The organism is Actinacidiphila acididurans, assembly GCF_016918855.1.
Lineage (GTDB): Bacteria > Actinomycetota > Actinomycetes > Streptomycetales > Streptomycetaceae > Actinacidiphila > Actinacidiphila acididurans.
In genome coordinates this window covers 164,259-184,775 of the sequence record NZ_JADKYB010000001.1, presented here as the reverse complement: position 1 = coordinate 184,775, position 20,517 = coordinate 164,259, and the positions used below count along the sequence as shown (strand labels likewise).

General features: G+C 69.8%; 23 protein-coding genes and 4 pseudogenes. 13 read left to right on the top strand and 14 right to left on the bottom strand.

Annotated features, from left to right (window positions below):
- The first annotated feature begins 153 nt into the window (after positions 1–153).
- Positions 154–1,119 (top strand): LysR family transcriptional regulator, encoded by a 966-nt coding sequence (locus tag ITX44_RS00715; RefSeq protein WP_205354962.1) that lies wholly within the window; start codon positions 154–156, stop codon positions 1,117–1,119.
- A gap of 124 nt (positions 1,120–1,243) precedes the next feature.
- Here the strand turns inward: ITX44_RS00715 and ITX44_RS00710 are convergent, their stop codons facing one another.
- The 3 genes from ITX44_RS00710 to ITX44_RS00700 all read right to left on the bottom strand — a co-directional run bounded on the left by ITX44_RS00710 (position 1,244) and on the right by ITX44_RS00700 (position 3,489).
- Positions 1,244–1,690: a hypothetical protein gene (locus ITX44_RS00710; protein ID WP_205354961.1), complete on the bottom strand. Its 447-nt coding sequence runs from the start codon at positions 1,688–1,690 to the stop codon at positions 1,244–1,246.
- A gap of 40 nt (positions 1,691–1,730) precedes the next feature.
- On the bottom strand, positions 1,731–2,657 hold the full coding sequence (locus tag ITX44_RS00705; RefSeq protein ID WP_205354960.1) for a diacylglycerol/lipid kinase family protein: 927 nt from the start codon (positions 2,655–2,657) through the stop codon (positions 1,731–1,733).
- A gap of 145 nt (positions 2,658–2,802) precedes the next feature.
- Positions 2,803–3,489, bottom strand: a complete 687-nt coding sequence (locus tag ITX44_RS00700) for an HdeD family acid-resistance protein (RefSeq protein WP_205354959.1) — start codon at positions 3,487–3,489, stop codon at positions 2,803–2,805.
- Positions 3,490–3,734: 245 nt separating this feature from the next.
- On the opposite strand from ITX44_RS00700, the gene ITX44_RS42010 reads away from it, so the two are divergent.
- The 3 genes and pseudogenes from ITX44_RS42010 to ku all read left to right on the top strand — a co-directional run bounded on the left by ITX44_RS42010 (position 3,735) and on the right by ku (position 5,053).
- A complete protein-coding gene (locus ITX44_RS42010) occupies positions 3,735–3,863 on the top strand; it encodes a hypothetical protein (RefSeq protein WP_265934132.1) in 129 nt (42 codons plus the stop codon).
- 201 nt (positions 3,864–4,064) lie between these two features.
- A pseudogene (locus tag ITX44_RS42920) lies at positions 4,065–4,208 on the top strand (DUF6233 domain-containing protein); the annotation flags it as partial.
- 68 nt (positions 4,209–4,276) lie between these two features.
- Positions 4,277–5,053, top strand: a complete 777-nt coding sequence (ku, locus tag ITX44_RS00695) for a non-homologous end joining protein Ku (RefSeq protein WP_205354958.1) — start codon at positions 4,277–4,279, stop codon at positions 5,051–5,053.
- Between the two features lie 101 nt (positions 5,054–5,154).
- On the opposite strand, the gene ITX44_RS00690 is transcribed toward ku, so the two are convergent.
- Positions 5,155–5,637: a VOC family protein gene (locus tag ITX44_RS00690; protein WP_205354957.1), complete on the bottom strand. Its 483-nt coding sequence runs from the start codon at positions 5,635–5,637 to the stop codon at positions 5,155–5,157.
- 26 nt (positions 5,638–5,663) lie between these two features.
- Between ITX44_RS00690 and ITX44_RS00685 the strand changes: the two genes are divergently transcribed.
- Positions 5,664–6,098, top strand: coding sequence for a MarR family winged helix-turn-helix transcriptional regulator (locus tag ITX44_RS00685; RefSeq protein WP_205354956.1), 435 nt, complete (start codon positions 5,664–5,666; stop codon positions 6,096–6,098).
- A 33-nt stretch (positions 6,099–6,131) separates the two neighbouring features.
- Here the strand turns inward: ITX44_RS00685 and ITX44_RS42005 are convergent, their stop codons facing one another.
- The 5 genes from ITX44_RS42005 to ITX44_RS00660 all read right to left on the bottom strand — a co-directional run bounded on the left by ITX44_RS42005 (position 6,132) and on the right by ITX44_RS00660 (position 10,668).
- Complete coding sequence (locus tag ITX44_RS42005; RefSeq protein WP_307795020.1) at positions 6,132–7,250, bottom strand: SDR family NAD(P)-dependent oxidoreductase; 1,119 nt, start codon at positions 7,248–7,250, stop codon at positions 6,132–6,134.
- 86 nt (positions 7,251–7,336) lie between these two features.
- Positions 7,337–7,813: a DUF5662 family protein gene (locus ITX44_RS00675; protein WP_205354955.1), complete on the bottom strand. Its 477-nt coding sequence runs from the start codon at positions 7,811–7,813 to the stop codon at positions 7,337–7,339.
- A 383-nt stretch (positions 7,814–8,196) separates the two neighbouring features.
- Positions 8,197–8,817: a CGNR zinc finger domain-containing protein gene (locus tag ITX44_RS00670; RefSeq protein ID WP_205354954.1), complete on the bottom strand. Its 621-nt coding sequence runs from the start codon at positions 8,815–8,817 to the stop codon at positions 8,197–8,199.
- Positions 8,818–8,985: 168 nt separating this feature from the next.
- Positions 8,986–9,768, bottom strand: coding sequence for a meso-2,3-butanediol dehydrogenase (gene budC, locus ITX44_RS00665; protein WP_205354953.1), 783 nt, complete (start codon positions 9,766–9,768; stop codon positions 8,986–8,988).
- Positions 9,769–10,077: 309 nt separating this feature from the next.
- Entirely contained in the window at positions 10,078–10,668 is a 591-nt protein-coding gene (locus tag ITX44_RS00660) for a TetR/AcrR family transcriptional regulator (RefSeq protein ID WP_205354952.1), read from the bottom strand.
- 238 nt (positions 10,669–10,906) lie between these two features.
- On the opposite strand from ITX44_RS00660, the gene ITX44_RS00655 reads away from it, so the two are divergent.
- The 4 genes and pseudogenes from ITX44_RS00655 to ITX44_RS00640 all read left to right on the top strand — a co-directional run.
- Positions 10,907–11,578 (top strand): hypothetical protein, encoded by a 672-nt coding sequence (locus ITX44_RS00655; RefSeq protein WP_205354951.1) that lies wholly within the window; start codon positions 10,907–10,909, stop codon positions 11,576–11,578.
- Between the two features lie 160 nt (positions 11,579–11,738).
- Positions 11,739–12,692 (top strand): zinc-dependent alcohol dehydrogenase family protein, encoded by a 954-nt coding sequence (locus ITX44_RS00650; RefSeq protein ID WP_205354950.1) that lies wholly within the window; start codon positions 11,739–11,741, stop codon positions 12,690–12,692.
- Positions 12,693–12,875: 183 nt separating this feature from the next.
- A complete protein-coding gene (locus ITX44_RS00645) occupies positions 12,876–14,063 on the top strand; it encodes an L-dopachrome tautomerase-related protein (protein ID WP_205354949.1) in 1,188 nt (395 codons plus the stop codon).
- 226 nt (positions 14,064–14,289) lie between these two features.
- Positions 14,290–15,053: pseudogene (locus tag ITX44_RS00640) on the top strand (transposase); the annotation flags it as partial.
- Positions 15,054–15,082: 29 nt separating this feature from the next.
- Here the strand turns inward: ITX44_RS00640 and ITX44_RS00635 are convergent.
- Positions 15,083–15,967: a TIGR03619 family F420-dependent LLM class oxidoreductase gene (locus ITX44_RS00635; RefSeq protein WP_236059664.1), complete on the bottom strand. Its 885-nt coding sequence runs from the start codon at positions 15,965–15,967 to the stop codon at positions 15,083–15,085.
- 178 nt (positions 15,968–16,145) lie between these two features.
- Between ITX44_RS00635 and ITX44_RS40640 the strand changes: the two genes are divergently transcribed.
- From ITX44_RS40640 to ITX44_RS00610, 3 genes and pseudogenes are all read left to right on the top strand, one after another.
- On the top strand, positions 16,146–16,358 hold the full coding sequence (locus tag ITX44_RS40640; RefSeq protein ID WP_236059647.1) for an alpha/beta fold hydrolase: 213 nt from the start codon (positions 16,146–16,148) through the stop codon (positions 16,356–16,358).
- A gap of 71 nt (positions 16,359–16,429) precedes the next feature.
- Positions 16,430–17,027 (top strand): annotated as a pseudogene (locus ITX44_RS40635) (transposase); the annotation flags it as partial.
- A 162-nt stretch (positions 17,028–17,189) separates the two neighbouring features.
- The gene (locus tag ITX44_RS00610; RefSeq protein WP_205354946.1) at positions 17,190–17,774 is read left to right on the top strand and encodes a YrhB domain-containing protein; all 585 of its coding nucleotides are present in this window, start codon (positions 17,190–17,192) and stop codon (positions 17,772–17,774) included.
- On the opposite strand, the gene ITX44_RS00605 is transcribed toward ITX44_RS00610, so the two are convergent.
- From ITX44_RS00605 to ITX44_RS00590, 4 genes and pseudogenes are all read right to left on the bottom strand, one after another.
- Positions 17,756–18,325 carry a DUF3885 domain-containing protein gene (locus tag ITX44_RS00605; RefSeq protein ID WP_205354945.1) on the bottom strand — a complete coding sequence of 190 codons (570 nt, stop codon included), beginning with the start codon at positions 18,323–18,325 and terminating at the stop codon, positions 17,756–17,758. The genes ITX44_RS00610 and ITX44_RS00605 overlap by 19 nt on opposite strands.
- A 90-nt stretch (positions 18,326–18,415) precedes the next feature.
- A complete protein-coding gene (locus tag ITX44_RS00600) occupies positions 18,416–18,646 on the bottom strand; it encodes a hypothetical protein (RefSeq protein ID WP_205354944.1) in 231 nt (76 codons plus the stop codon).
- Entirely contained in the window at positions 18,631–18,948 is a 318-nt protein-coding gene (locus ITX44_RS00595; RefSeq protein ID WP_236059645.1) for a RapZ C-terminal domain-containing protein, read from the bottom strand. The genes ITX44_RS00600 and ITX44_RS00595 overlap by 16 nt, the downstream gene beginning before the upstream one ends.
- A 267-nt stretch (positions 18,949–19,215) precedes the next feature.
- A pseudogene (locus tag ITX44_RS00590) lies at positions 19,216–19,512 on the bottom strand (transposase); the annotation flags it as partial.
- 153 nt (positions 19,513–19,665) lie between these two features.
- On the opposite strand from ITX44_RS00590, the gene ITX44_RS00585 reads away from it, so the two are divergent.
- Entirely contained in the window at positions 19,666–20,448 is a 783-nt protein-coding gene (locus tag ITX44_RS00585) for a class I SAM-dependent methyltransferase (protein ID WP_265934131.1), read from the top strand.
- Positions 20,449–20,517: the final 69 nt, after the last annotated feature.

The window sequence follows — 20,517 nt, the reverse complement described above, 5'->3', positions numbered from 1 at the left end:
TCGTGCTTCGTCCCCCCACCTGGAGGGTGCGAGTTCATCGAGGTCAGCGTAACCGCGGTGGAGGGCCGCCGTATATTAGGGATCCGCGACGTGGTGACAGGGAATCCCTTGCACGAGGTGCGGAGCCGATCGGAGGCGTCCGGGAGAGGTGCCGTGCGGATCGAGCAGCTGGAGTACATCGAGGCGGTGACCAGGCTGGGGTCGCTGCGCAGGGCGGCCGAGGCGCTGCACCTGTCGCAGCCGGCGCTGAGCGAGACCGTCCGCAACCTGGAGCGCGAGCTGGGAGTGAACATCCTGGACCGCAGGCGCTCGGGGGCGAAGATCAGCGCGGAGGGGCGCGAGCTGCTGCCGCACATCGCGGCCGTGCTGGAGGCGGTCGAGGGGCTGCGGCGCGCGGCGGACGAACAACACCGCACCAGCCGGATGATCCGGCTGGGCACGGTCCACGCGGCCACGGTGCCGCTGCTGGTGCCGGCCATCCGGGCGTTCCGCGCGGCGCACCCTGAGACCCAGCTGGAGGTCGTCGGGGTCCAGCCGGACGTGCTCCAGAAATCCTTGCTGGAGGGTGACCTGGACCTCGGGCTGGTGAACTATCTGCAGGGGGACGACATCCCGCCCGGGTTCCACAGCACCGAGCTGCTGCGCGGCCACGCGGTGGTCTGCCTGCGCTCGGACAGCCCGCTGGCGGCGCGCCCCCATGTGACGGTGGAGGACCTGCTGGCCCAACCGCTGATCGTGATGCGCTCGGGCTATCTGATGCACCGCTACGTGCACCGGCTGCTGCACGGCCGCAGCCCGCTCTTTTCCTACTCCACCGACGGCGCGGAGATGGGCAAACTGATGGTCGCCGAGGGTCTCGGCCCGACCGTCCTGCCGGACTACAGCGTGCGCGGGGACCCGCTGGAGCGGTCGGGAGTGATCACCTTCCGGCCACTGGCGACCGACGACGACGCGGTACTGCTGGTCATCCAGCGGCCGTCGGCGGGAACGGCGCCCCCGGCCACCCGCGCCCTGCACCAGGTGTTCGTGGAGATCGCCGCCGCCTACCAGTCCTCCGCGCCCGTCTTCGCGGCACACCCGGCCGCCGAGGAGACTGGCCGGGCCGCTACGGCGGACTGACCAGGGGGTCTCCTCCTCCCCCGCCGTTTCCCGATCCCGAACCCCTGCTCGCCCTGGTGGTGGCGCTGCTGGGAGCCGGCACGGTGGACGCGCTCGTCGCGGTCGGGGTGGCGACGATCCCCTGCTACGCCCGGATGGTGCGCGCCCAGACCCATGTGGTGCGCAGGTCCGCGTACGTGCAGGCAGCCATCGCGCTGGGACCGTCCGGGTCGGCGCGGTAGTGGAGGTGGGCCCGGCGCTCGGGTGCCCAGTGCTCCCGGGACAGCCCGGCCACCGTGCGGATCCGGTTGTCCAGCGCGGCCGTGCCGGCCCCGGTGAGCACTATCGCCAGCGGCGGCCACCCGGGCAGACCGGTACGCGGGTAGAGCGTCTGCCAGTGCGCCACCGTGCCCGGCCCGCCGGCGGTCGTCCTGCGCGGGACCAAGCTGCTCGGCAGGGCCGGATCGTGGACACACCGCGCGTAGTAATCGGCGTACGCGCCGACCTTGTCCGCCAGGACATGCGCGGACTCGGTGTACCGGTCGACCTCCACCATAAACAAATGCACCCCGGCCGCCTTGCCCTGGGACACCGCATCCGATGGTGGGCCTGGTGGCCGGTGCTCGAGTCCTCTACTGCTGGCAGTGGCCTGGCCGGCCCTTCGGCAGCAGGACACGCAAAGCACCGGGTCGGATGCTGCATTCGACGGGAAGAGGGAGTCGTACGGCCTCGCCGTCGATGCCTGCGTCCAGCTGCTCCATGTCGCCGTGCAGCGTGATGTCGGCGGCGGACCAGACGAGGGCTCCTTGATCGGCCGGGAAGGGACCGTGCTCATGGCGCCACAGTTGGTCGCGCAGGTGACGCAGGAGGTCCGGAGGCGGGTGTGCGGGACGCTTGAGGACGATGCCGCCGAGCGTTCCTGTGGCCAGCGAGAGGCGGTACCCGAGCCGGCGGGGTGTGGCGAGATGGTAGGGGTTGTTGGAGACCAGCACCACCTGAGGACTTTCGACGGTCCCCCGCGGCGTGTCCACACGGGCCTTCACCCATTGCTCGCCCTTGAGGTAGGCGGGGCCGACCGCGGCGAAAGCGCGCTGTTTGTCCTCCCGGTAGCCGGGTTCCAGCAGGGCGTCGGCGTACATGCCGAAGGACACGTTGTTCACGAAGATCCGTGGGCCGACCGTCCCCAGGTCCACCCGGACCGGCTCGCCGTCGGCAAGGGCGCCCAGCGCCAGGCCCGGATCGCGGACATCCAGGCCCAGGTCCCGGGCGAAGTGGTTTCTGGTGCCCGCCGGTACCACCACCAGCGGGCGGTCCGTGCCGGCGGCCACCGCGGCAACGGCTGACACGGTGCCGTCGCCGCCCGCGACCCCCAGTACCCGTGCTCCCGCACGGACGGCGTCCCTGGCCAGGGATGCCGCGTCCTGCCCCGCACTGGTCATCCAGACCTGCGCTCCCATGCCCTCGGCCCGCTGGACCACGCCGTAACGAGCGCACTTGCCGCCGCCCGAGCGCGGGTTCGTCACGATCACCGCCCCACCGCACACCGACGTGCCGGACATCGCCGTATCCCCTTTCGCCGCTGATCGGTCACCGGCCGGGTCATGAGCTTGGGAGGCCGGGCCGCAGGAACCGTGTTCGCAGCGCCCACGGCCGGCGGCCACCGTTCCTGCCCCACCCGCCGGACGCGGGCAGGCGTACACCGGGTCAGTGCTGGGGATGCGGCTGGGAACGGAACAGCGGGCGACGCCCACCTGCGGTGCCCGGCGCGAGGCGGCCGATGTCGGCCCGCATCCTGACCGCGTGGAAGACCCCGATCACTCCCAGGACCACCGCCATGACGCCCACCGTCAAGGTGAGCGCGGTGATCGAGGCGAAAGGCGCGACGATCAGCGCGATGCCCGCCACAGTGCCGATGATCCCGTAGAACAGCGTCCAGCCGCGCGCAGGCGTCTGCGGGGCGGAGGCCGCCGTGGCTGTCGTCATGACACCGCCCAGCAGCCACCCGAAGCCGATCCACAAGGCCAGCAGCAAGGTCGACTCCAAGGTGCCCCGGAAGCAGATCAGCCCGAGCAGGACGGACAGTGCCCCGGTGAGGAAATGCAGCGCCCGCAGATGGCCGGGGACGTGCGCGCCGAACGCGGCAGCCAACTGGAAAACCCCGGCGACCAGGAGGTAGACGCCGAAAAGCACACCGACCACCCGCAGTGTCGGACCGGGCCAGGCAAGAGCCACGATCCCCAGGGCGATCGCCGCCAGGCCCGCGGTCAAAAGTATCTGCCAACCACGGTTTGCCAGGACAGCCAGACCGTCGGTGACCGAGCCCTGCCGCGGCTCGGTGCCGTGCGGGCGCTGGGGGCCGGCGCCGGGAGCAGAATCGGAAGGAGATGTCATCGCATCTCATCCTTCCCACAACGTGGTCGGACCCGTTCATTTCCCATCCTCACCCCTCCCGACCGCGATCGCCCACCGAGATCCCCGCCCTACGGGCCGGCACGGCGACGAGCCGGCAGTGGCGCCGGTCCGGCCGGAGCAACGCCGGCTTCTGGTGGCATTTCCCGAGGCAGTGCAGATGGCGGCCCGTTCCCCGCTCACGTTCCACCGTGGAATCGAACAGAAAAGCGAATTGGGCTTGGGAGGTGAGCGAGGGCGCGAAGGGCGACGGGCTGCCGCTGGCCGACAGCCCGCTGGTGCGGGTCCGGCTCCACGACGGCCAGGCCCTGTTCGCCGTGGTCAAGCGCCGGCGGAAGGAAGCCGACGGCACCTGACGGTACGACCTGCGGATCCACCTCCCAGCCGCCACCGAAACCTTCGGCCGCCTCACCGACGAACCCGCACCCGCGGACTTCCGCGGATGCGGGTTCGTCGGTGAGCCGGCCGGACGGTGCGAGCCGATCCAGGGCCAGCCGTACGACACCGTTCCGACCGAGCGGCACGGCGCCACCCCGGCCCGGGTCGTCGAGGAGCCCGTGTACTACGGCGTCGACACCAGGCCCGCCCGCATCGTCCACCGCGGCGGATGCGGCGCCTCCCGCGACCGGACCCGCCCCGCCACCACCGACCAGGCCCGCGCCGTCCTCAAGCGCGACGACTCCACTCCCTGCGACCTCTGCCGCCCGGACGCTGGGCGCCGTCGCCTAGTGGAGCGGTCGCCGCGCGGGCGCGCCGCCCCGGGCGCAGGGTGGGAAACCTGCGCGCGCTGTGGTCAGGTCACGTCACCTGCTCCCTGGTCAGCGTGCGGGTACGCCTGCACGCCGCGACGCACGACCCGCGCCCGCAGCCGCACCAGGTCCACGCCGCCGACGGGGCCCGGATCCGGCGCCGCGGGGTGTGCGAGGCCGAAGCCCGCGAAGTCCCCGAAGCCGAGATCGAACGCGACTGGCGGGCACCGGACGGACGGATGATCCTGCTGAGGGATGAGGACCTGGACCACCTGCCGCTGGCCACCCGCAAGACCATCGACATCGTGGGCTTCGTCGGCCAGGACGACGTCGACCCCCTGCTGTACGACCGCGCCTACTACGCCACCCCCGACGGACCCGCCGCCCAACGCCCCTACGCCCTGCTCGTCGAAGCTCTCGCCCGCACCGGACGCCTCGGCATCGCCAAATTCGCCGTCCGCACCCGCGAACGACTGGCCGCCCTGCGCCCCCACAACGGCATCCTGACCGTCCACGCCCTCCACTGGCCCCAGGAGATCCGCGACCCCGGCGACATCACCTCCCCCGCACCCCTCACCGAACAGGAACTCGCCCTCGCCGAGACCCTGATCGAGCAGTTGGCCGGCGTCGACATCACCGCCCTGCACGACCAGTACGGGCAAGCCCTCGACCAGGTCGTCACCGCGAAAATCGAGGGCCAGCAGTGGACGGAGCCACCGGAGCCGGAGCCCGTCATCGATCTGATGCAGGCCCTCGAAGACAGCCTCCGCCAGGCCCGGCGCAACGACGGCCGTTAGCCGCGGCGAAGAGCCGCCCCGCCGCGGGGTTTCCTCCGCACCCGGACGGAACCATGCGGCCCTCGCGCAGAAGAGCGAGAGGGTCATGATGCCGGGATGCTCTACACGGCAGGCACGGTCGTATCCGCGTCCGCGGTCGGTTCGTTGGTGATCAGCACCACGTTGCCGTCCGGGTCCTCGACCATCGTCGCGTAGGGCCCGATGGGGTGCCCGGGGGCCGTGGTGCCCTTGTGGCCTGCGGAGGTCAGTCGCTCCCACGCGGCGTCGACGGCGGCATCGTCGTCGACGAAGAACTCGACGACCTGCTGGTAGCCGCCTCGCCCGGGGCGGGCCCAGCCGGAGTCGAAGCGCTGCGCGATGGGATCGGTGGTGATGATCATCCTCGTGGCGTCGCCCTCTTTGTAGGCCGCGACCGGGCGCTCAGAATCGGGGTCGGACACGTCGAGCCCAAGGAGGCGATAGAACTCGATCGAGCGCTGAAGATCGCGGACGTAGAGCACGACCATCCCGAAACGTGCCTGGCTGGGCGTGGTGTGGTGTTCGATGAAGTCGGAAGTGGGTTCGGCTGCCGATTCGTTGGTCATGGTAGATAATCTACGAGGGTATATTAATGATTGCAAGAGATGACGAGGTCGGCGAGGAACTCGGCGCGCTGCTCAGCCAGCTGCTGAGTGTCGTCGTCGAGCGCGAGGCGCCGATCCTGGCGGCCCACGGCGTCACCATGTGGGAGTACGTGATCCTGAGCCGCCTGTGGGGCGAGTCCGGGCTGACGCAGAAGGAGCTCGCTCGTCGTAGCCGCCGCGACCCCACCCGCCTGATCGGCCACCTCGACACCCTCGGCGACCGTCATCTGATCGCCCGCGAGGTCGACGGGTCGGATCGCCGCCGGCGCACGGTGCGACTGACCGACGAGGGTCGTGAGCTGGTTCTGGCCGCCCGCCGGGACATCCGGCAGATGGAAGCCGACCTCCTCGGCGGGCTCTCCGTCGACGCGCAGAACGATCTGCGCAACGCCCTCGCTGTGGTCCTGCGCCGCAATACCTGATACGCCCAGCCCCGGCCGTGGCTGGGCGTACGGTCAGCGGGCGTCGCTGCCCAGGAGGTCGCCGAACCCCATGCGCCGCACGTAGTCGCGCTGAGCGGCCAGAGCCAGGTCGTTGACCTTCTCGACCCCGCCGTGGGAGAAGTCGACCACGCTGCGCGCCGGCTTCGCGCCGGCCGGCGGGGCGAGGATGCGGGCGATCTCGTCCGCGACTGCGGTCGGGTCCGCGTCGGTGTTCGGGTCGAACAGGCCGTTGGTGGCTTCCTCGTTCCGGGCCACGTAGCTGTCCAGTTCGGCGTACTGCGCGGTCACCGCGTCGTCGCTTGCCCGGCCGGAGTTCGGGAAGTGCTCGGTGCCCTGGGTGAAGGGCCCGGGCATCACAATCACGGTCTCGATACCGAAGTGGTTCGCCTCGTAGGAGATGACCTGCGCGAGGGCGTCGAATGCGGACCTGGAGGCCACGTAAGGCCCCAGGAACGGCGGCACGATGACGCTGGCCGTGCTGCCGACGTAGACCAACGTGCCGGCCCGGCACTCGCGCAGGTGCGGGAGCGCTGCACGGTTGACGCGATGCGCACCGATTACGTTGACGTCGAAAAGGTGCGCGATGTCCTCAGCGGTAAACGCCTCGGTATAGCCGATGAGCAGGTGGGCCGCGTTGTGCACGACCGCATCGAGGCCGCCCGTCTCGTTGATGACGACCCGCACCGCAGCGTTCGCGGATTCCTGGGACTGCACATCGAGTTCCAGGACGTGCAGGTCGTAGCCGGAGGCCTCCGCCCGCAGGCTCTCCGCACGGGCGGCGTTACGGCCCTCCGGATCTGACGCCCGCGGCTCACCGGGCCAGGACGGGCCGCCGGTTCCCTGGGAGCCGGTGGATTCATCAGGGTCTCGCGCTGCACCTGGGCGGGCAGCAGGGCGCTGGCGAGTTCTGCGATGCGGTCGGCCAGGCCAGGGTCGGGCTGGAGTACGGCACCGAAGTCGCTGTCGGGGTCGACGGTCAGTTGCTGGACTGCTTCTCGCAGGAGTGGGTTCTGGGCGGCACCTGCAATCCGCTTGCGGATCGTGCGCCGCAGCCCCGAGAAGGCAACCGTGACGGCCTTCGCAGGCCGGCGGTTCGTCGAGGTCGGCCTGCCGGCCGACCTGAGCCTGCACGGAAAGGACGCTGCACCACCCGGGACAGGTCGACCAGGTCTGCCGACGCGAGGACCTGTCGGACCTGGTCGCCGCCGACACCCCGCTCAGTCTCGCTCCGCGGCCAGCCACCCGAAGTGGCGAGCGGTGTTCGCCAGGATGTCCATCAGCTGTGGCGCGATACCAAACCGTTCGCGGTTGATCGCCATGCTGTCCGCGAGGTCACCATGTGAGGTGCGCTCGGTGGCGGCCTTCCAGTCCGCCAGCATCTCAAGCAGGTCGACCAGAGTCATGCCGTTGATCCCGTCGGCAAAGTGCTCTGGGTGGTGACGGTTGTGCGCGTAATGGTGTCGCAGCCCCTCGCCCATCGCGTCCACCAGAGCCCGATACTCCGCGCTGCCGTAGGGCGTGGCGCGCAGGTGCGGCACGACCTCGTCGTAGACGGCCCGCTCCGGCTCGCGGGTCTTGCTCAGGTCGTGTCGGACCGACCGGTCAAGCAACTCCTTGATCAGCTCACCCATCAGCTCCGCGACGCGCAGGCTATGCCGAAGAGTGTCCGGCGTGGAGTCGTACGACATGGTCATGTACCCCCCTCATGCGGGCCTCCTCAGCCCATCGGACAGGACGCCCGGGATGCCATCGGCATCAAGTTGCTGACACGCACAACGCCCAACAACTCGCAGGGCATCTTTCCCGACCACCGACACTGGCTGGTCACCGTCGTCATCGTCGTTGCGGCCGCACCATGGGTGGGCAAACAGGTTGCCGCGGCCGCGCTCGCTGTGCTTGCCACTGCACTGCCCGTTGCAGTGAGCCTCAAGCCCGTCAACCCCAGTCGTTGACCACAAGGCCCCGTCGCGTCGACGGAGCCGATCATCCGTTCGGAGTGTCGGTGAGCCGAAGCCACGCCCGGTCGGGCGAACGCTTCAGCAAGGCTGCGCCGGGCCGACCACCCGTCCCTGGGAGGTCACACCTGTCCGGGTGCGGAGGGTGCGGGCGGGTCGTCGGCCGCGGTGGCGGCGGCCCGGCGGCGGGCTCGCGAGGTGCGCAGGTTGATGGCGTTGCCGCAGATGAGAACGTCGTGCCAGACACCTATGTTGTTGCGGGAGCGGTCGTAGAAGGCCGTCCTGCACACGGGGTTGCGGCAGACCTTGAGCCGGGGCCAGAGGTTCTTCTGCTGGGCGAGCAGCGATTCGGTCAGCAGCAGCGAGGCGACGAGCCGCCAGCCGGTCCCCCGGGGAACGGCGACGACCGTGCCGTCGGATGCTTGCCGCAGGCCGACGGCGACGCCGGTCGGGACGATCCAGCCGGCCGGCTCGTCGTCCTGATGGCGGTCGCGCAGGGTCTGCCGCAGCCGCGACCGCAGGTCGACCAGCTTGTGGAGGTCGCGTTCCGTGAAGACGACGGGCAGGTCGTGTTCCTCCCCGGCGTGTCCGGCCAGCACCGAGCTGAACCACTGCTCCGCCGTCGCGGTGTCGGCGAGCAGGTCAGGCAGGTCGGCGGCGCCGGTGTTGATGAAGTCCTGCACGGCGCTGAGGCCGTCCGGCGCGGGCGCGACACCCAGTCGTTCACTGGCGTTCGGGCTCATGGCACCAGCGTAGAGCAATCCCTGCTTGATATGACATAGCCGTACGGACAACAGTTACGTCATCAGAGGCACCGTTCCCGCTGGCAGGAAGCCATCGCGCCGACCCGCTCCGCGCTGCCGTACGCCGAGGTACCGCATCCCGAGGCGACGGAGTGCGGGGCGGGCGGCTCAGGCGGCCGCCCACCGGGCTTGCCCGTTGGAGGCCGAGGTCCCTCCGTCGACCGGCAGGATCACGCCGTTGACGTAGCGTGCGGCGTCGGAGGCGAGAAAGAGCACGACCGGGGAGATGTCGCCGGTCTCGGCGATGCGGCCCAGCGCGACGCGGGCCTCGGCCTGCGAGCGCAGCGCGGGGTTGCCGGTGATCGCGGCGACCGGTTCGGTGCTGGTCAGTGACGGGGCGACGGCGTTGACCCGTACGCCCTTCGCGCCCCAGTCGAGGGCGAGCGCCTGGACGAACAGCGAGACGGCCCCCTTGGCCGCGTTGTACACCGGCATGCCCCAGTCGGCGCGCATCCCGGAGACGCTGGAGGTGGCGATGAAGCTGCCGCCACTGGCCGCCAGGTGCGGCAGGACCGCCTTGGCGAGGTAGAAGAACCCGTTGAGGTTGGTGCGCACCGACTGGTCCCAGTCGGCGGGTTCGACGGCCGTGACGTCGCCGGGGATGAAGCTGGCGGCGTTGCTGATGACCACGTCGAGGTGCCCGCGGTCGCGGATGACGCCGTCGACCAGGGCGTTGACCCCCGCGGCGTCGCCCACGTCGGTCGTCACGGCCGTGACGCCGGCGCCGAGTTGCTCTCGCGCCGCCTCCAGGCGCGACGCGGTCCGGCCGGCGATCACGACGTGGGCGCCGGCGTCGACGAAGTCCCGGGCCACCTGCAGCCCGATGCCGCTGCTACCCCCGGTGACCAGGACGACCTGGCCGGTGAAGTCGTACGTGGCCGTGCTGGGCATGACGATCCTCCTTCTGCTGGGGCGGGTGCTGCGGCAACCGGGCCACCGAAGCGCGGCACCCATGCGATCATGACGCAACCGTAGCAGCTTCGCTTGAGTCATTCCAAGCCCATTTGACGTAGCCGAAACTTTTACGGCTACGTCTCTCTCCTTCTGCCGGGCCTGCCTGGCCCACGCACGGGCGGCTCGCGCGGTGCGCGGAAAAGCCGACCGCGCCGCCCGGAAGCTTCCGGGCGGCGCGGTCGGCGGTGAGGTCGTCAGTTCGCTCAGTTCGCTCAGGTCACGAGGTAGCGCGGGGCGCGTGCCCGCTCAGCGCAGCAGCTGGGCGACCGTGCGCTGAAAGCGCAGGATGGGTTCGGTCGAGCAGGTGGCCTTGGCCTTCACCGCGCCGCCCTCGAAGGCGTCGACGATCAGTTCGGCCAGGTCGGTGGACGCCATGCCGGTGGTCAGCTCACCTGCCGCCTTCGCCTCGTCGATCAGGCCCGCCAGCTTCGTCACCCAGTCGTCGAGGTAGGCGCCGACGGCGGACGCGACGACCTCGCTGTGGGCGGGGACCTCGCCGGCGAGATTGGCCAGCAGGCAGCCGCGCTCCGCGAACACCGCGAGCCCGAGGCCGACGATGTGCGCGAGGTGTCCCTCGATCCGCTCGCGGGGGCTGCCAACCGTTGGGCCGGCGAGCGCGTCGAGCCCGATGATGCCGGAGTAGACACGCAGGGCCTCGACCGCCAGGTCCTGCTTGCTCGCGAAGTGGTTGTAGAACGTGCCCTTGGGCGCGCCGGCCGCGTCCACCAGGTCCTGCACGCTGGTGCCGTTATAGCCCCTGAGATGGAACTGGTCCAGGGCGGCGTCGAGTATGCGCTGCCTGGTGTCCAGGGATGCGGCGTTCTTCGTGCGGGCCAAGGTGATCCCCTGCTCGGCTGACCGGTCGTCTCACTATTCTGCCCACCGCCGCAGGATGCGTCCAGGCGGCCGTTGACGATAACGAGACGACTGGTCATACTTCAGCTCAAGGTCGTCGGGCCACCGACCGGAACCTGTGTGCTGCGCCCCCTGAGCGGGCGGCGCGCCCTAACACCTCACCGCAGCCCAGGCAGATCCGTCGCGCGGCGGTGGCTTTCTCAAGGAAGAGACACTTCATATGAACCGACGACGATTCCTCGGTGCCGCCGCCGTGGCGGCCGGCGCATCACTCGCCGGCGGCGGGCCGGCCGGGTCTGCGGCGGCGGCAGCCGAACCCGCGGGGGCGGACGTCCATCGCCAGCACATCCGGCTCACCCAACCGTCGGGCCGCGTCATCACGTTCGACAAGCACGAGGACCTCCTGACAGTGACACAGCCGGACGGTTCCGTGGCCTGCCTCGCGCATCCGCGGGCCAGCTTCGACGGCTTCACCGCGGCGAGCCAGTGGAGCGTCGCGCAGGCCGGCTACTTCCGCGCGTACGCCACCTGGCTCTATCTGATCGAGGCATTCGTCTTCACCTACCCCGGTGTCGAGATCACCGAGATCGAGCCATGGATCGAGAACGGCGAGACCTGGCGCGTCCTGGACGTCACTTTCCCCCCGACCATCGACACTCACAGCACCACCCAGCGGTACTACTTCGACGCCGCCGGCTTCATGGTCCGGCTGGACTACGAACCCGTGATCAACGCATCGTTGCCGACCGCGCATTACCAGCCCGAGCGCGCCGCCGTCGACGGCGCGGTGATCACCACCGAGCACGAGATCTTCAGTCGCAACGCGGACCGCACGCCCGACCGCTCGCTCGTGCGGATCAGCCTGAACGTCACCGGCATCACCCTGCGCTGACCCCGGCGGCCGCCCGGACGGCCCCGGTAGACGGACTCGCTTCGACGGTCCCCCGGATCCGCCGCGACTGCCGTGCAGATCCGCCCGCACATCCGGCGGTCCCTGCACGGCGCGAGGCGGTCGCGCCCCACCACCCCATGCACACGAAGGAAGCGAAGCCATGAGAGCACTGCGGTACGACCGGTTCGGCGAGGCCGAGCAGGTGGTGAAGCTGGTCGAACTGCCGGAGCCGGGCGCCCCCGGACCGGGCGAGGTTCTGGTGGACATGCTGTACGCGCCGCTGAACTTCCACGACCTGCTCCGCATCGGCGGCCACGTCGCCCAGCCCGAACTGCCCGCGGTGGCAGGCAACGAGGGGGTGGCGCGCGTGGTGGAGGTCGGTGACGGAGTCGACGGCATCGGACCCGGCGACCTCGTCGTGCTCCCCCTCCTCCTCGGCACGTGGCGCGAGCGGCTCATCGCCCCGGCCGCGGGCATGGCGCCGCTGCCGGTCGGCGACCTCCGGCAGTTCTCGATGCTGGGCAGCAACACGCCCACCGCCGGGCTCGCGCTGTCGGAGTACGTGTCGCTGGAGAAAGGGGACTGGGTCGTGCAGTCCAGCGGCAACGGCGGAGTCGGCCGCAATGTCATCGCCCTGGCCAAGCAGCGAGGCCTGCGCACCGCCAGCGTGGTGCGCAGGCCGGAGCTGATCAATGAACTCATGGCGGCAGGAGCGGACGTCGTGGTGCTCGACGGCCCGGACCTTGCCACGCGGATCGCCGCGGCCATCGGCGGCGCGCCGGTACACCTCGCGATCGAGAGCGTCGGAGGCCGTGTCGCCGACGAGTTGATCGATCTGCTCGCGCCGGGCGGCACGCTGGTGCGCTACTCCGCGACCGACGCGATCGACCAGGACGGCCGCGGCGCCGCCAAGGACGTCACGGTCACCTTCCTCTTCGTCGCCGCCTTCGACTACGCCGCGAAGATCGCGCCGGTGATCGCGGAGACGCTGCCGCTGCTGCGCTCCGGCGACCTCCGGGTCCCCGTCGAGGCCGTCTACGACCTCGCGGAATTCGACACCGCCGTCGCTCGTCTCAAGCGAGGCGGCAAGGTCCTCCTCCGCATTCAGCGGTGAGGCGCCGGGCGCCCGGCCCCGCCCCACCCATCTCAGCCGCCTCGCCCGCACGGACCCGCCGGGTCACCCATTCCAGCAAGTCCAACGACCCGGGGGAAGTCCCCGAACCCACCGAACGCGCCGGCAGGACACGGCCATCCGCCGTACCCTCCGGCGACTCCACCCGCAGCAGGAGACGCTCACATGAAACGACGCGCATACCTCGGTGCAGCCGCCCTCGTGGTGACCGCCGCATCGCTGGGCGCCACCCAACTCACCGGCTCCGCCTCGGCCGCGCTCACCCGGCCCGCCGCGGCAGCAACCACCGGGCCCGCCACGGCGGCCCCCGCCGACGGACCGACCATGGGCCAGTACAAGGTCGTCGCCCAGTTCTCCGACGCCATGCCGACTGGCATCACCGTCTCCCAGGACGGCCGCACCTTCGTCTGCTTCCCCCGCCTGGGCGACAACGTCCCTTTCACCGTCGCCGAGTTGCGCGACGGCAAGCCCGTCCCCTACCCCGACGCGGAGGTGAACCGCCAGGACCCCGCCGATCTGGCCGGGCACTTCCAGTCCGTGCAGAGCGTCGTCGTCGACCCCCACGACCGGCTGTGGGTGCTCGACACCGGCAGCCCGCAGTTCGCCGGATCCTCCTACGGCGGTCCCAAGCTGGTGGCGATCGACCTGCACACCAACCGCATCGTGCGGACGATCCTCTTCCCGACCTCCGTGGTGCCGGCGAACAGCTACATCAACGACATGCGCTTCGACCTGCGGCGCGGCGCCGCAGGCATGGCGTTCATCACCGACGCGGGCGGCCCCAACGGCATCATCGCGGTCGACCTCGCCACCGGCCGCTCCTGGAGGCGCCTGGCCGGGGACCCCTCAACGGTCCCCGACCAGAACTTCGTCTCCATCCTCGACGGGCAGCCGCTGCCCAACGAGTTCGGCTCCGACGGCATCGCCATCAGCGACGACGGCAAGCGCCTCTACTACTCCCCCCTGTCCAGCCGCCGGCTGGCCAGCGTGTCCCTCGACGCCCTCGCCGACCCCCACGCCACCGACGCCCAGGTCGCGGCCACCGTCCGGAACCTCGGCTACAAGCCGATGGCCGACGGCCTGGAGAGCGACACCAAGGGACGGCTCTACGGCGGCGACGAGGAGCACAACTCCATCTGGCGCCGGAACCCCGACGGCACCTACCAGACCATCGCCCAGGGCGACGGCCTCCACTGGATCGACACCCTGTCCGTCGCCTCGGACCGGCACCTGTACGCCATCGTCAACCAGTTCGACCGGCAGGGCATCTTCCACAACGGCCAGGACCTGCGCCGCAAGCCCTACCTTCTGGTCCGCCTGCCCATCAACGCCGGTCCCGTCAGGCTCGGCTGACCCCTCCCGTCGCGGAGCGCGAGAAGAGCGCGGAGCCTGACCGGTCAGCGGAGCCTGACCGGTCAGCCGAACGGAAAGTCCGTGCTCAGCGCTCGCGCCCCCGCGGCTTGGCGGTCTCCGAGGCGGGCGCCACCATGACCGGCGACCTGACCGAGGAACCAGGGTTCGAACCAAAGCCTGGCGCGACCAGTCCGCCAGCGCAGGGACTTCAGCAACATCTACCACCGGCCCGCCGTCATCGACACCTCCAACCGCGGCCGAGTTTGTCGTGGCGACGGCCACCACCCGCCCGACCAAGCTGGGCCAGCCCTTCACCCGCTGGTCCATCCGCAAACTCGCCGCCTACCTGGGCAAGGTTCCTGGCCGCGTGATCCGGATCGGCCGCGAGGCGTTACGGTGCCTGCTCGCCCGCCGCGGCATCACCTTCCAGCGCACCAAGACCTGGAAGGAGTCGCCCGACCCCGAGCGCGACGCCAAACTGGACCGGATAGAGGAGGTCATGGAGCGCTTCCCTGACCGGGCGTTCGCTTTCGACGAGTTCGGGCCGCTGGGCATCCGCCCCACCGCCGGATCCGGCTGGGCTCCCGCCGGTTACCCCGAGCGCCATCCGGCGACGTACCACCGTACCCACGGCGTCCGGTATTTCCACGGCTGCCACTCGGTCGGCGACGACACCTTGTGGGCATCAACCGCGGGAAGAAGGGCGCCGCAAACACCCTGGCCGCACTCAGGTCGATCCGCGCGGGCCGCCCGGATGAAGCCCCGATCTACGTCATCCTGGACAACCTCTCCACCCACAAGTTCACCATCGCCAACTCCCACCACCCCAACCACACAGCCCAGGCCCGGGCCCTGCACGCCTACCTCCGCTGGCGCAACCAGAATTCCCGCCACCGTGACGTCCTCGCCGCCCAACGCAGGGAGCGCGCCCGCATCCGCAGCGAGAAGGGCATCCGCTGGGGCGGACGCCCACTGGCCGCGGCAGCTTGATCAACCCGGCGGTCTTCCCAGCCACGGCGTCAAGCGAGTCGTGGTGCCACCTCGGCTGCGACCCATTCCATAGCCTTCTTGACATGTTCAGCCGCGACAGGCAGCCACAGGGTGCAGGCGGCAAGCCCTGCCTCGGCGAGCCGCCCGAGGTCGTCGGCGACGCTCGCTGCAGTGGGCGCAGCGCCGCCGAGCGGCCGTCCCGGTGGCGGGACCACCGCGGGGAGACCGGGCGGAGTAAGGAATGCGGCCGACGCGAGTGTCAGCCGACCAGCGCTCTCTGCGCCGGCGAGGTCACACATGCGGCGCCGGACGTCGGTGACCTCCGCGGCGTCGGCGCCTGTGCCGTACCAGCCGTCGCCGAAACGCAGCGCGCGGCGCAGGGCAGCGTCGCTGTGGCCGCCGACCCACACGGGCGGACCCCCGGCGGTGACCGGAGGCACTCCCAAGTGCGCGGCGTGCAGTGTCGTAAACGGCCCATCGAAGTCCGCGGGCCGCCGGGCCCACAGAGCCTTCGCCGCGGCGAGGTGGTCGTCGGTGCGTGCACCGCGTTCACGGGCGGGTACACCGACGGCATGGAATTCGTCAGGATTCCAGCCGGTACCGACGCCCAGAATCAGGCGGCCACCGGACACGACGTCCAAGGTGGCCGCCTGGTTGGCGAGCACCAGCGCCGGGTAGTACGGCGCGACGAGCACGGAGGTCAGCAGCCGCAGGCGCGTAGTCGCCCCTGCGACGGCCGACAGCAGAACAAGCGGGTCCGTGTCGAGGCCGAAGCCGCTGTCCAGGAGGCGGTTGCCGACCGCAACATGATCGAAGCCGAGGTCTTCAGCGTGGCGTGCGGCGCGGAGCACACTGGCTCCGTCATCGAGCGGCCAGCGCGGCTGAAGGGAAACACCGAGGCGCAGCAAGGGCATGAGGTTGCCTTTCGACGGCAGTCCGATGGCGACACGACGACCGCCCTGTCGCCACACCCAACTCCCGCACCGCCTCCATTTCATCCCGGGCCGGGATCAAGGGCCGATCCCACTGATTGATCACGACGCGATACGCGCCCCGTTGGCCCATGGGCTATCGTCCTGCGATCCTCCGTGCATGGGCATACTCAACGATGACTTTGGACAGCTTTTCTACGATATAGCTGGTGACGGCCCGCCTGCCGTGTTCGTGCACGCCGGTATCGCACGCCGCTACGCCGCTGAGATCCCCGGCGCCACACTGGTCGAGTTCGCCACCGCCGCCCACCTCATCGCAATGGACGCGCCGACCGAACTCAGCGCGGTACTGGGCCCGTTCCTCGCCCGTTAGGGCGTGTATCGAGGCCTGATCAATCTGCGGGATCGGCCTTGGGGGAGGGATTGATCCGATGGACATCTTGGGTGACGCGCGCGCAACTCACGGACATGGAGTGGGAGTTCATCGACCCGTATCTGCCGATCGGCAGATACGGCCCGTACCCCGAGCGGCTGCGGCAGCAGTTCGAGGGCGTGATCTGGCGGTTCCGGACCGGTGGGCAGCGGCCGGAGATGCCGCAGGAGTTCGGTGCCTGGCCGACCATCCACAACCGTACCGTTTCCGGCAGTGGCGTGACGCCGGGATCTTCGAGGGCCTGATCGCGAAGGCCGCGAAGTGGGGTGAGGTGGACCTGTCCCTGGTCAGCGTCGACTACGCCACAGCGCGGGCTCACCACGATGCTGCCGGGATGCACCTGGGCCAGGACGTCCTCACCGCCCTGGAGAAAGCTGCCGCTGAGGAAGAGAAGGCCGGGCCAAAGGGGGCGGCCTCGAAGAACAAAGCGGGCGGGACGCCGAAATCGATCCCACGCGGGAAGAGCGACGACGCATCCGGCGTCGGCGCAAACCCCGGCTGAAGGCTGCTCTCCTGGGACGCTCCACGGGCGGACAGACCAGCAAGGTCCACCTCGCCGCCGACCGCAAATGCCGCCCACTGGCATTCGTCCTGACCGCGGGCCGAAGCACTCCAGACACGAACCCAAGGTCTTGAGCGGTACTGGCTCAGAGCACTTGTTCCGTTGCTGCCGTATACCTGGCCAAGAAGGTCCGTCAGACGCCTCGTACGTGCCCCTGGGCCGTGCAAATTCGCTGGTCGAGAGAGGGGGCGGCGCGGGAAGCTGCATGCGTGATCGAGCGAGAGGCCGCCGTTCAGGCTGTCGAGGACCAGCTGGAGCGCGACTATCAGCGGTGGCGGGCTGCGGGTGTGGACGCGATGCCGACGGCTGTGGTCGACGTCGAGGAGCACGAGCTGGTGTGGATCGTCTCCTGGACCTCCGAGGAGTTCGTGCGCACCCGGAACCCGGAGTTCATGCTGGCCGGTAACGGGCCTTACCTGGTCGACCGTGTCGACGGTGGACTGCACCGGGTCGGCGTCGTCTCCGCAGCAACCAGGGAGTGGGAGGCCGACTATCGAGCCCGGATACGTGGGCTGCCGGTGCGCACCGCAGTAGACGATCTACACGATGCGCTGTGCGAAGTCGCCGCTGCGCGCGGACGCGTGCACGCTGTGCGGACACCGCGCCAGAGGCTGCCGATGCTCTCCCCTGCGGAGGCCATCGAATATGTGGGCGCGTTGCTGGATGGTGATGCGCCCGCGCGCCTCGTGGCCGTCGCCACCAAAGAGCTCGTGGAGCCTCTCAACCCAGTACTTGCAGTGGAGACGATTCTGAGCGGGGCGGAGATCCGAGCCGGTCACAGACCCGAGGGGTGACGGGAAAGCCAGTCGGCATGCCGATCGCGCACCCGGTCCCGTTCCGCGGACGTGGCGAGGAAAACGTCGGCGCCACCGTCGTAGGGGTGGTGGATGCGCTGCATCCGGGTGTCGGTGATGAGGACGCCCGCCACCTTGTCGTCGGCGATGTCTCGGAGCTGTTCGTCGATGCAGCCACGCCGCCAGGGCCGGCGGGCAGCGAAGAGGTGGCAGTACGTGCGGAACGCAGGGTCAGGATCGTCTTCCACCAGCAGGCTCTGCCAATACCCGGTGACGGCCTGCGATGGTGGAACCTCTGCTTCGGTCGTCCAGAGCGGTGTGATCACATAGACGTCCGCACCAGCGAACAGCTCATCAAGGACGCTGTTGTAACGCTCCAGGACGACGGTGTACTCGCTCTCGTCCTCTGCGTACCGCTTCGATTCCGGCAGGCTGTGAAAACGTACCCAGACATCCCGATACGGGCCCCGGAGCTTGTACCCAACCGGCGGGCAACTGGGCCAACGCTGCTGCCACAGCTCCGTCAGATCCGCCTGCCTGTCTCCAGACACCCGTCGCACTCGTCCTCTCGCGCATGAACCTACCGACGACCATGATGCCGGTGCTCACGAACGAGAGACACCGACTTCTTGGCTGTCGCTTCACCGGCTGCTGATGTAGCCGGTCCAGTCGCGTTTGACGAAGTGCGTCCAGTCCGTTGCGTTGTCGATGCCGGTCCCGGTGAGAGCGGCAAGGATTGAGGCAGGAACGTCGGCTGCCAGCGCAAGGCGGGAAGTGTTGCGGCCGGCAAGGCCGCCCAGCCCGAGGCGCCTGAGCTTCAGGTAGATGTACTGCGACTGGATGGGGCGGGCTGGGTTCAGCCCAGCGAACAACCACGGAATTGTGCTGGCAGCACGGTTGGATTCCCAGGCGTCCTCGGCGTGATGGAGTTGCTGCCAGACCAGGTGAGGTTGGCGAACAGTTCGCGGGCGCCGGGGGTGCTCAGGACGACGTCCTGGACGCGGGGGTGTAGGCCGTCCAGGTCGAGGATGTCGCGGGCGGCGGCCGGGTCGCGGAGGCGGTCGCGGACGTCCTCGGTCCGGTCGGCGGCAGGCGGGACGGGGGTGCCGTCCGGGCCGGTGGGCAGGTGGAGGTAGCCGAATGAGAGCAGGCGGATCGTGTGGGTCGGGCGCACGGGGGTGCCTCGGGGTCGCTGGTGAGGGAGTGGGAACGCCAGAGCGCCGCGGCCGGCAGGATCGGCCGGGCGCGGCACTCTGGTGTCGGATGGTGAGGTGTCAGGGGGTCGGTGTCACGGCCGCGGCGATGATGTCGGAGTGGTCGAACGCCAGCGGCGGCAGGTGGTCCAGGGGCCACCAGCGGGCGGCGCGGGCGTCGTCTCCGGCGGTGACCGGGATGTCGGCGGGGACGACCACCGTGTACGCGACGGTGATGTACCGGCCGCGCGGGTCGCGGTCGGGCTGCGCAGCAGGTCGTGAATGGTCTGGTCGGTGCCGTCGTCACGCCAGATGTAGAAGTAGTACTTCACCGCGCCGGGCGGCGGAACGTCGTGCGGGAGCAGGTCCCACTGGCAACCGGTCCGGCCCTGGTAGAGCAGTGCGTTGACGATCTCCCGCATCGCGTACCGGCCCTGATGGCCGCTGAACGAGGGATGCGCGGCCTTCCACGCGGCGATCACCGGCTCGACCAGCGCCCGCTGCTCGTCGCTCACGTCGGTCTTGTAGGGCTTGCGCTCGCTCACGGCGACCAGCCCAACATGCCCATGGCCGCCGAACGGCCGGGATGCCCCACCGCCACACGTTCAGGTGACGACAAAACTCCTATGCACTCTTATTCCGCCCTCTGATACGGTCCCGAAGTCCGGCCAGCCGCTGTAGAGGAACGACGGAAGACGATGAAGTCGCCGATCTTTGCCGGTACCGCCGATTACTACGCACGATACCGCCCCGTATATCCCGACCGGATGCTGACCGACCTGGTCGATCTCAGCGTCGGCCCGCACGGACGGCGGCTTGTGGACCTCGGCTGCGGCACCGGCGAGGTCGCCCTGCCCCTGAGCGCGTCGTTCGATACGGTGACGGCGATCGACATCGATCCGGACATGGCCGCCATCGCCGAGCGCAAGGCCACCGAGCGGCAGATCCGCAACGTCGCGTGGACGGTGGGGGCGGCCGAGTCCCTCGACCTGCCGGCCGGGTCCGCCGATCTCGTGGTCGCGGGATCGTCCTTCCACTGGATGGACCGCGAACTGCTCGCCGGGCGGGTCCGGACCTGGCTGACCGACACTGGTGTCTTCGGCCTGCTCGGCGGCGGCAGCGACGTATGGGACAAGCAGGCGCCCTGGCACGCCGTCGCGGTGCGGACGATCCGCGAATACGTCGGCGAGCGGCGCCGCGCGGGGAACCAGCCATTCGTCGCGGCGGGCCGCCACGACGACTACCTGGAGCTGGCCGGTTTCGTTTTGGAGTCCCGGCAGTACACCGCCGAGAAGGTCTGGACGGCCGACGAGATCGTCGGATATCTCTACTCGACGTCATTCTGCAATCCCGTGGTGCTCGGCGACCGCAAGGCAGCCTTCGAGGCCACGCTCAGGGACCGGCTCCGGGAGTTGTCCCCGGCTGACTCGCATCCGGAGACGCTTGTTTTCCACTGCATGCTCGCCCGGCCGAAGCGTTAGCCACGGGCATCAGCGCCGATGCGGCTAACCCACGCGTTCGACGACCGGATACGTCGGTCGTCGTGGCCA

Coding starts and splice junctions, on each gene's coding strand:
- ITX44_RS00650 (WP_205354950.1), top strand. CDS start 11,739: ATGAGAGCACTGCGGTACGACCGGTTCGGCGAGGCCGAGCAGGTGGTG.
- ITX44_RS00635 (WP_236059664.1), bottom strand. CDS start 15,967: ATGCCCTTGCTGCGCCTCGGTGTTTCCCTTCAGCCGCGCTGGCCGCTC.
- ITX44_RS00685 (WP_205354956.1), top strand. CDS start 5,664: ATGATTGCAAGAGATGACGAGGTCGGCGAGGAACTCGGCGCGCTGCTC.
- ITX44_RS00655 (WP_205354951.1), top strand. CDS start 10,907: ATGAACCGACGACGATTCCTCGGTGCCGCCGCCGTGGCGGCCGGCGCA.
- ITX44_RS00700 (WP_205354959.1), bottom strand. CDS start 3,489: ATGACATCTCCTTCCGATTCTGCTCCCGGCGCCGGCCCCCAGCGCCCG.
- ITX44_RS00585 (WP_265934131.1), top strand. CDS start 19,666: ATGAAGTCGCCGATCTTTGCCGGTACCGCCGATTACTACGCACGATAC.
- ITX44_RS00645 (WP_205354949.1), top strand. CDS start 12,876: ATGAAACGACGCGCATACCTCGGTGCAGCCGCCCTCGTGGTGACCGCC.
- ITX44_RS00690 (WP_205354957.1), bottom strand. CDS start 5,637: ATGACCAACGAATCGGCAGCCGAACCCACTTCCGACTTCATCGAACAC.
- ITX44_RS00675 (WP_205354955.1), bottom strand. CDS start 7,813: ATGACCATGTCGTACGACTCCACGCCGGACACTCTTCGGCATAGCCTG.
- ITX44_RS00705 (WP_205354960.1), bottom strand. CDS start 2,657: ATGTCCGGCACGTCGGTGTGCGGTGGGGCGGTGATCGTGACGAACCCG.
- budC (WP_205354953.1), bottom strand. CDS start 9,768: ATGCCCAGCACGGCCACGTACGACTTCACCGGCCAGGTCGTCCTGGTC.
- ITX44_RS40640 (WP_236059647.1), top strand. CDS start 16,146: ATGGGCATACTCAACGATGACTTTGGACAGCTTTTCTACGATATAGCT.
- ITX44_RS00670 (WP_205354954.1), bottom strand. CDS start 8,817: ATGAGCCCGAACGCCAGTGAACGACTGGGTGTCGCGCCCGCGCCGGAC.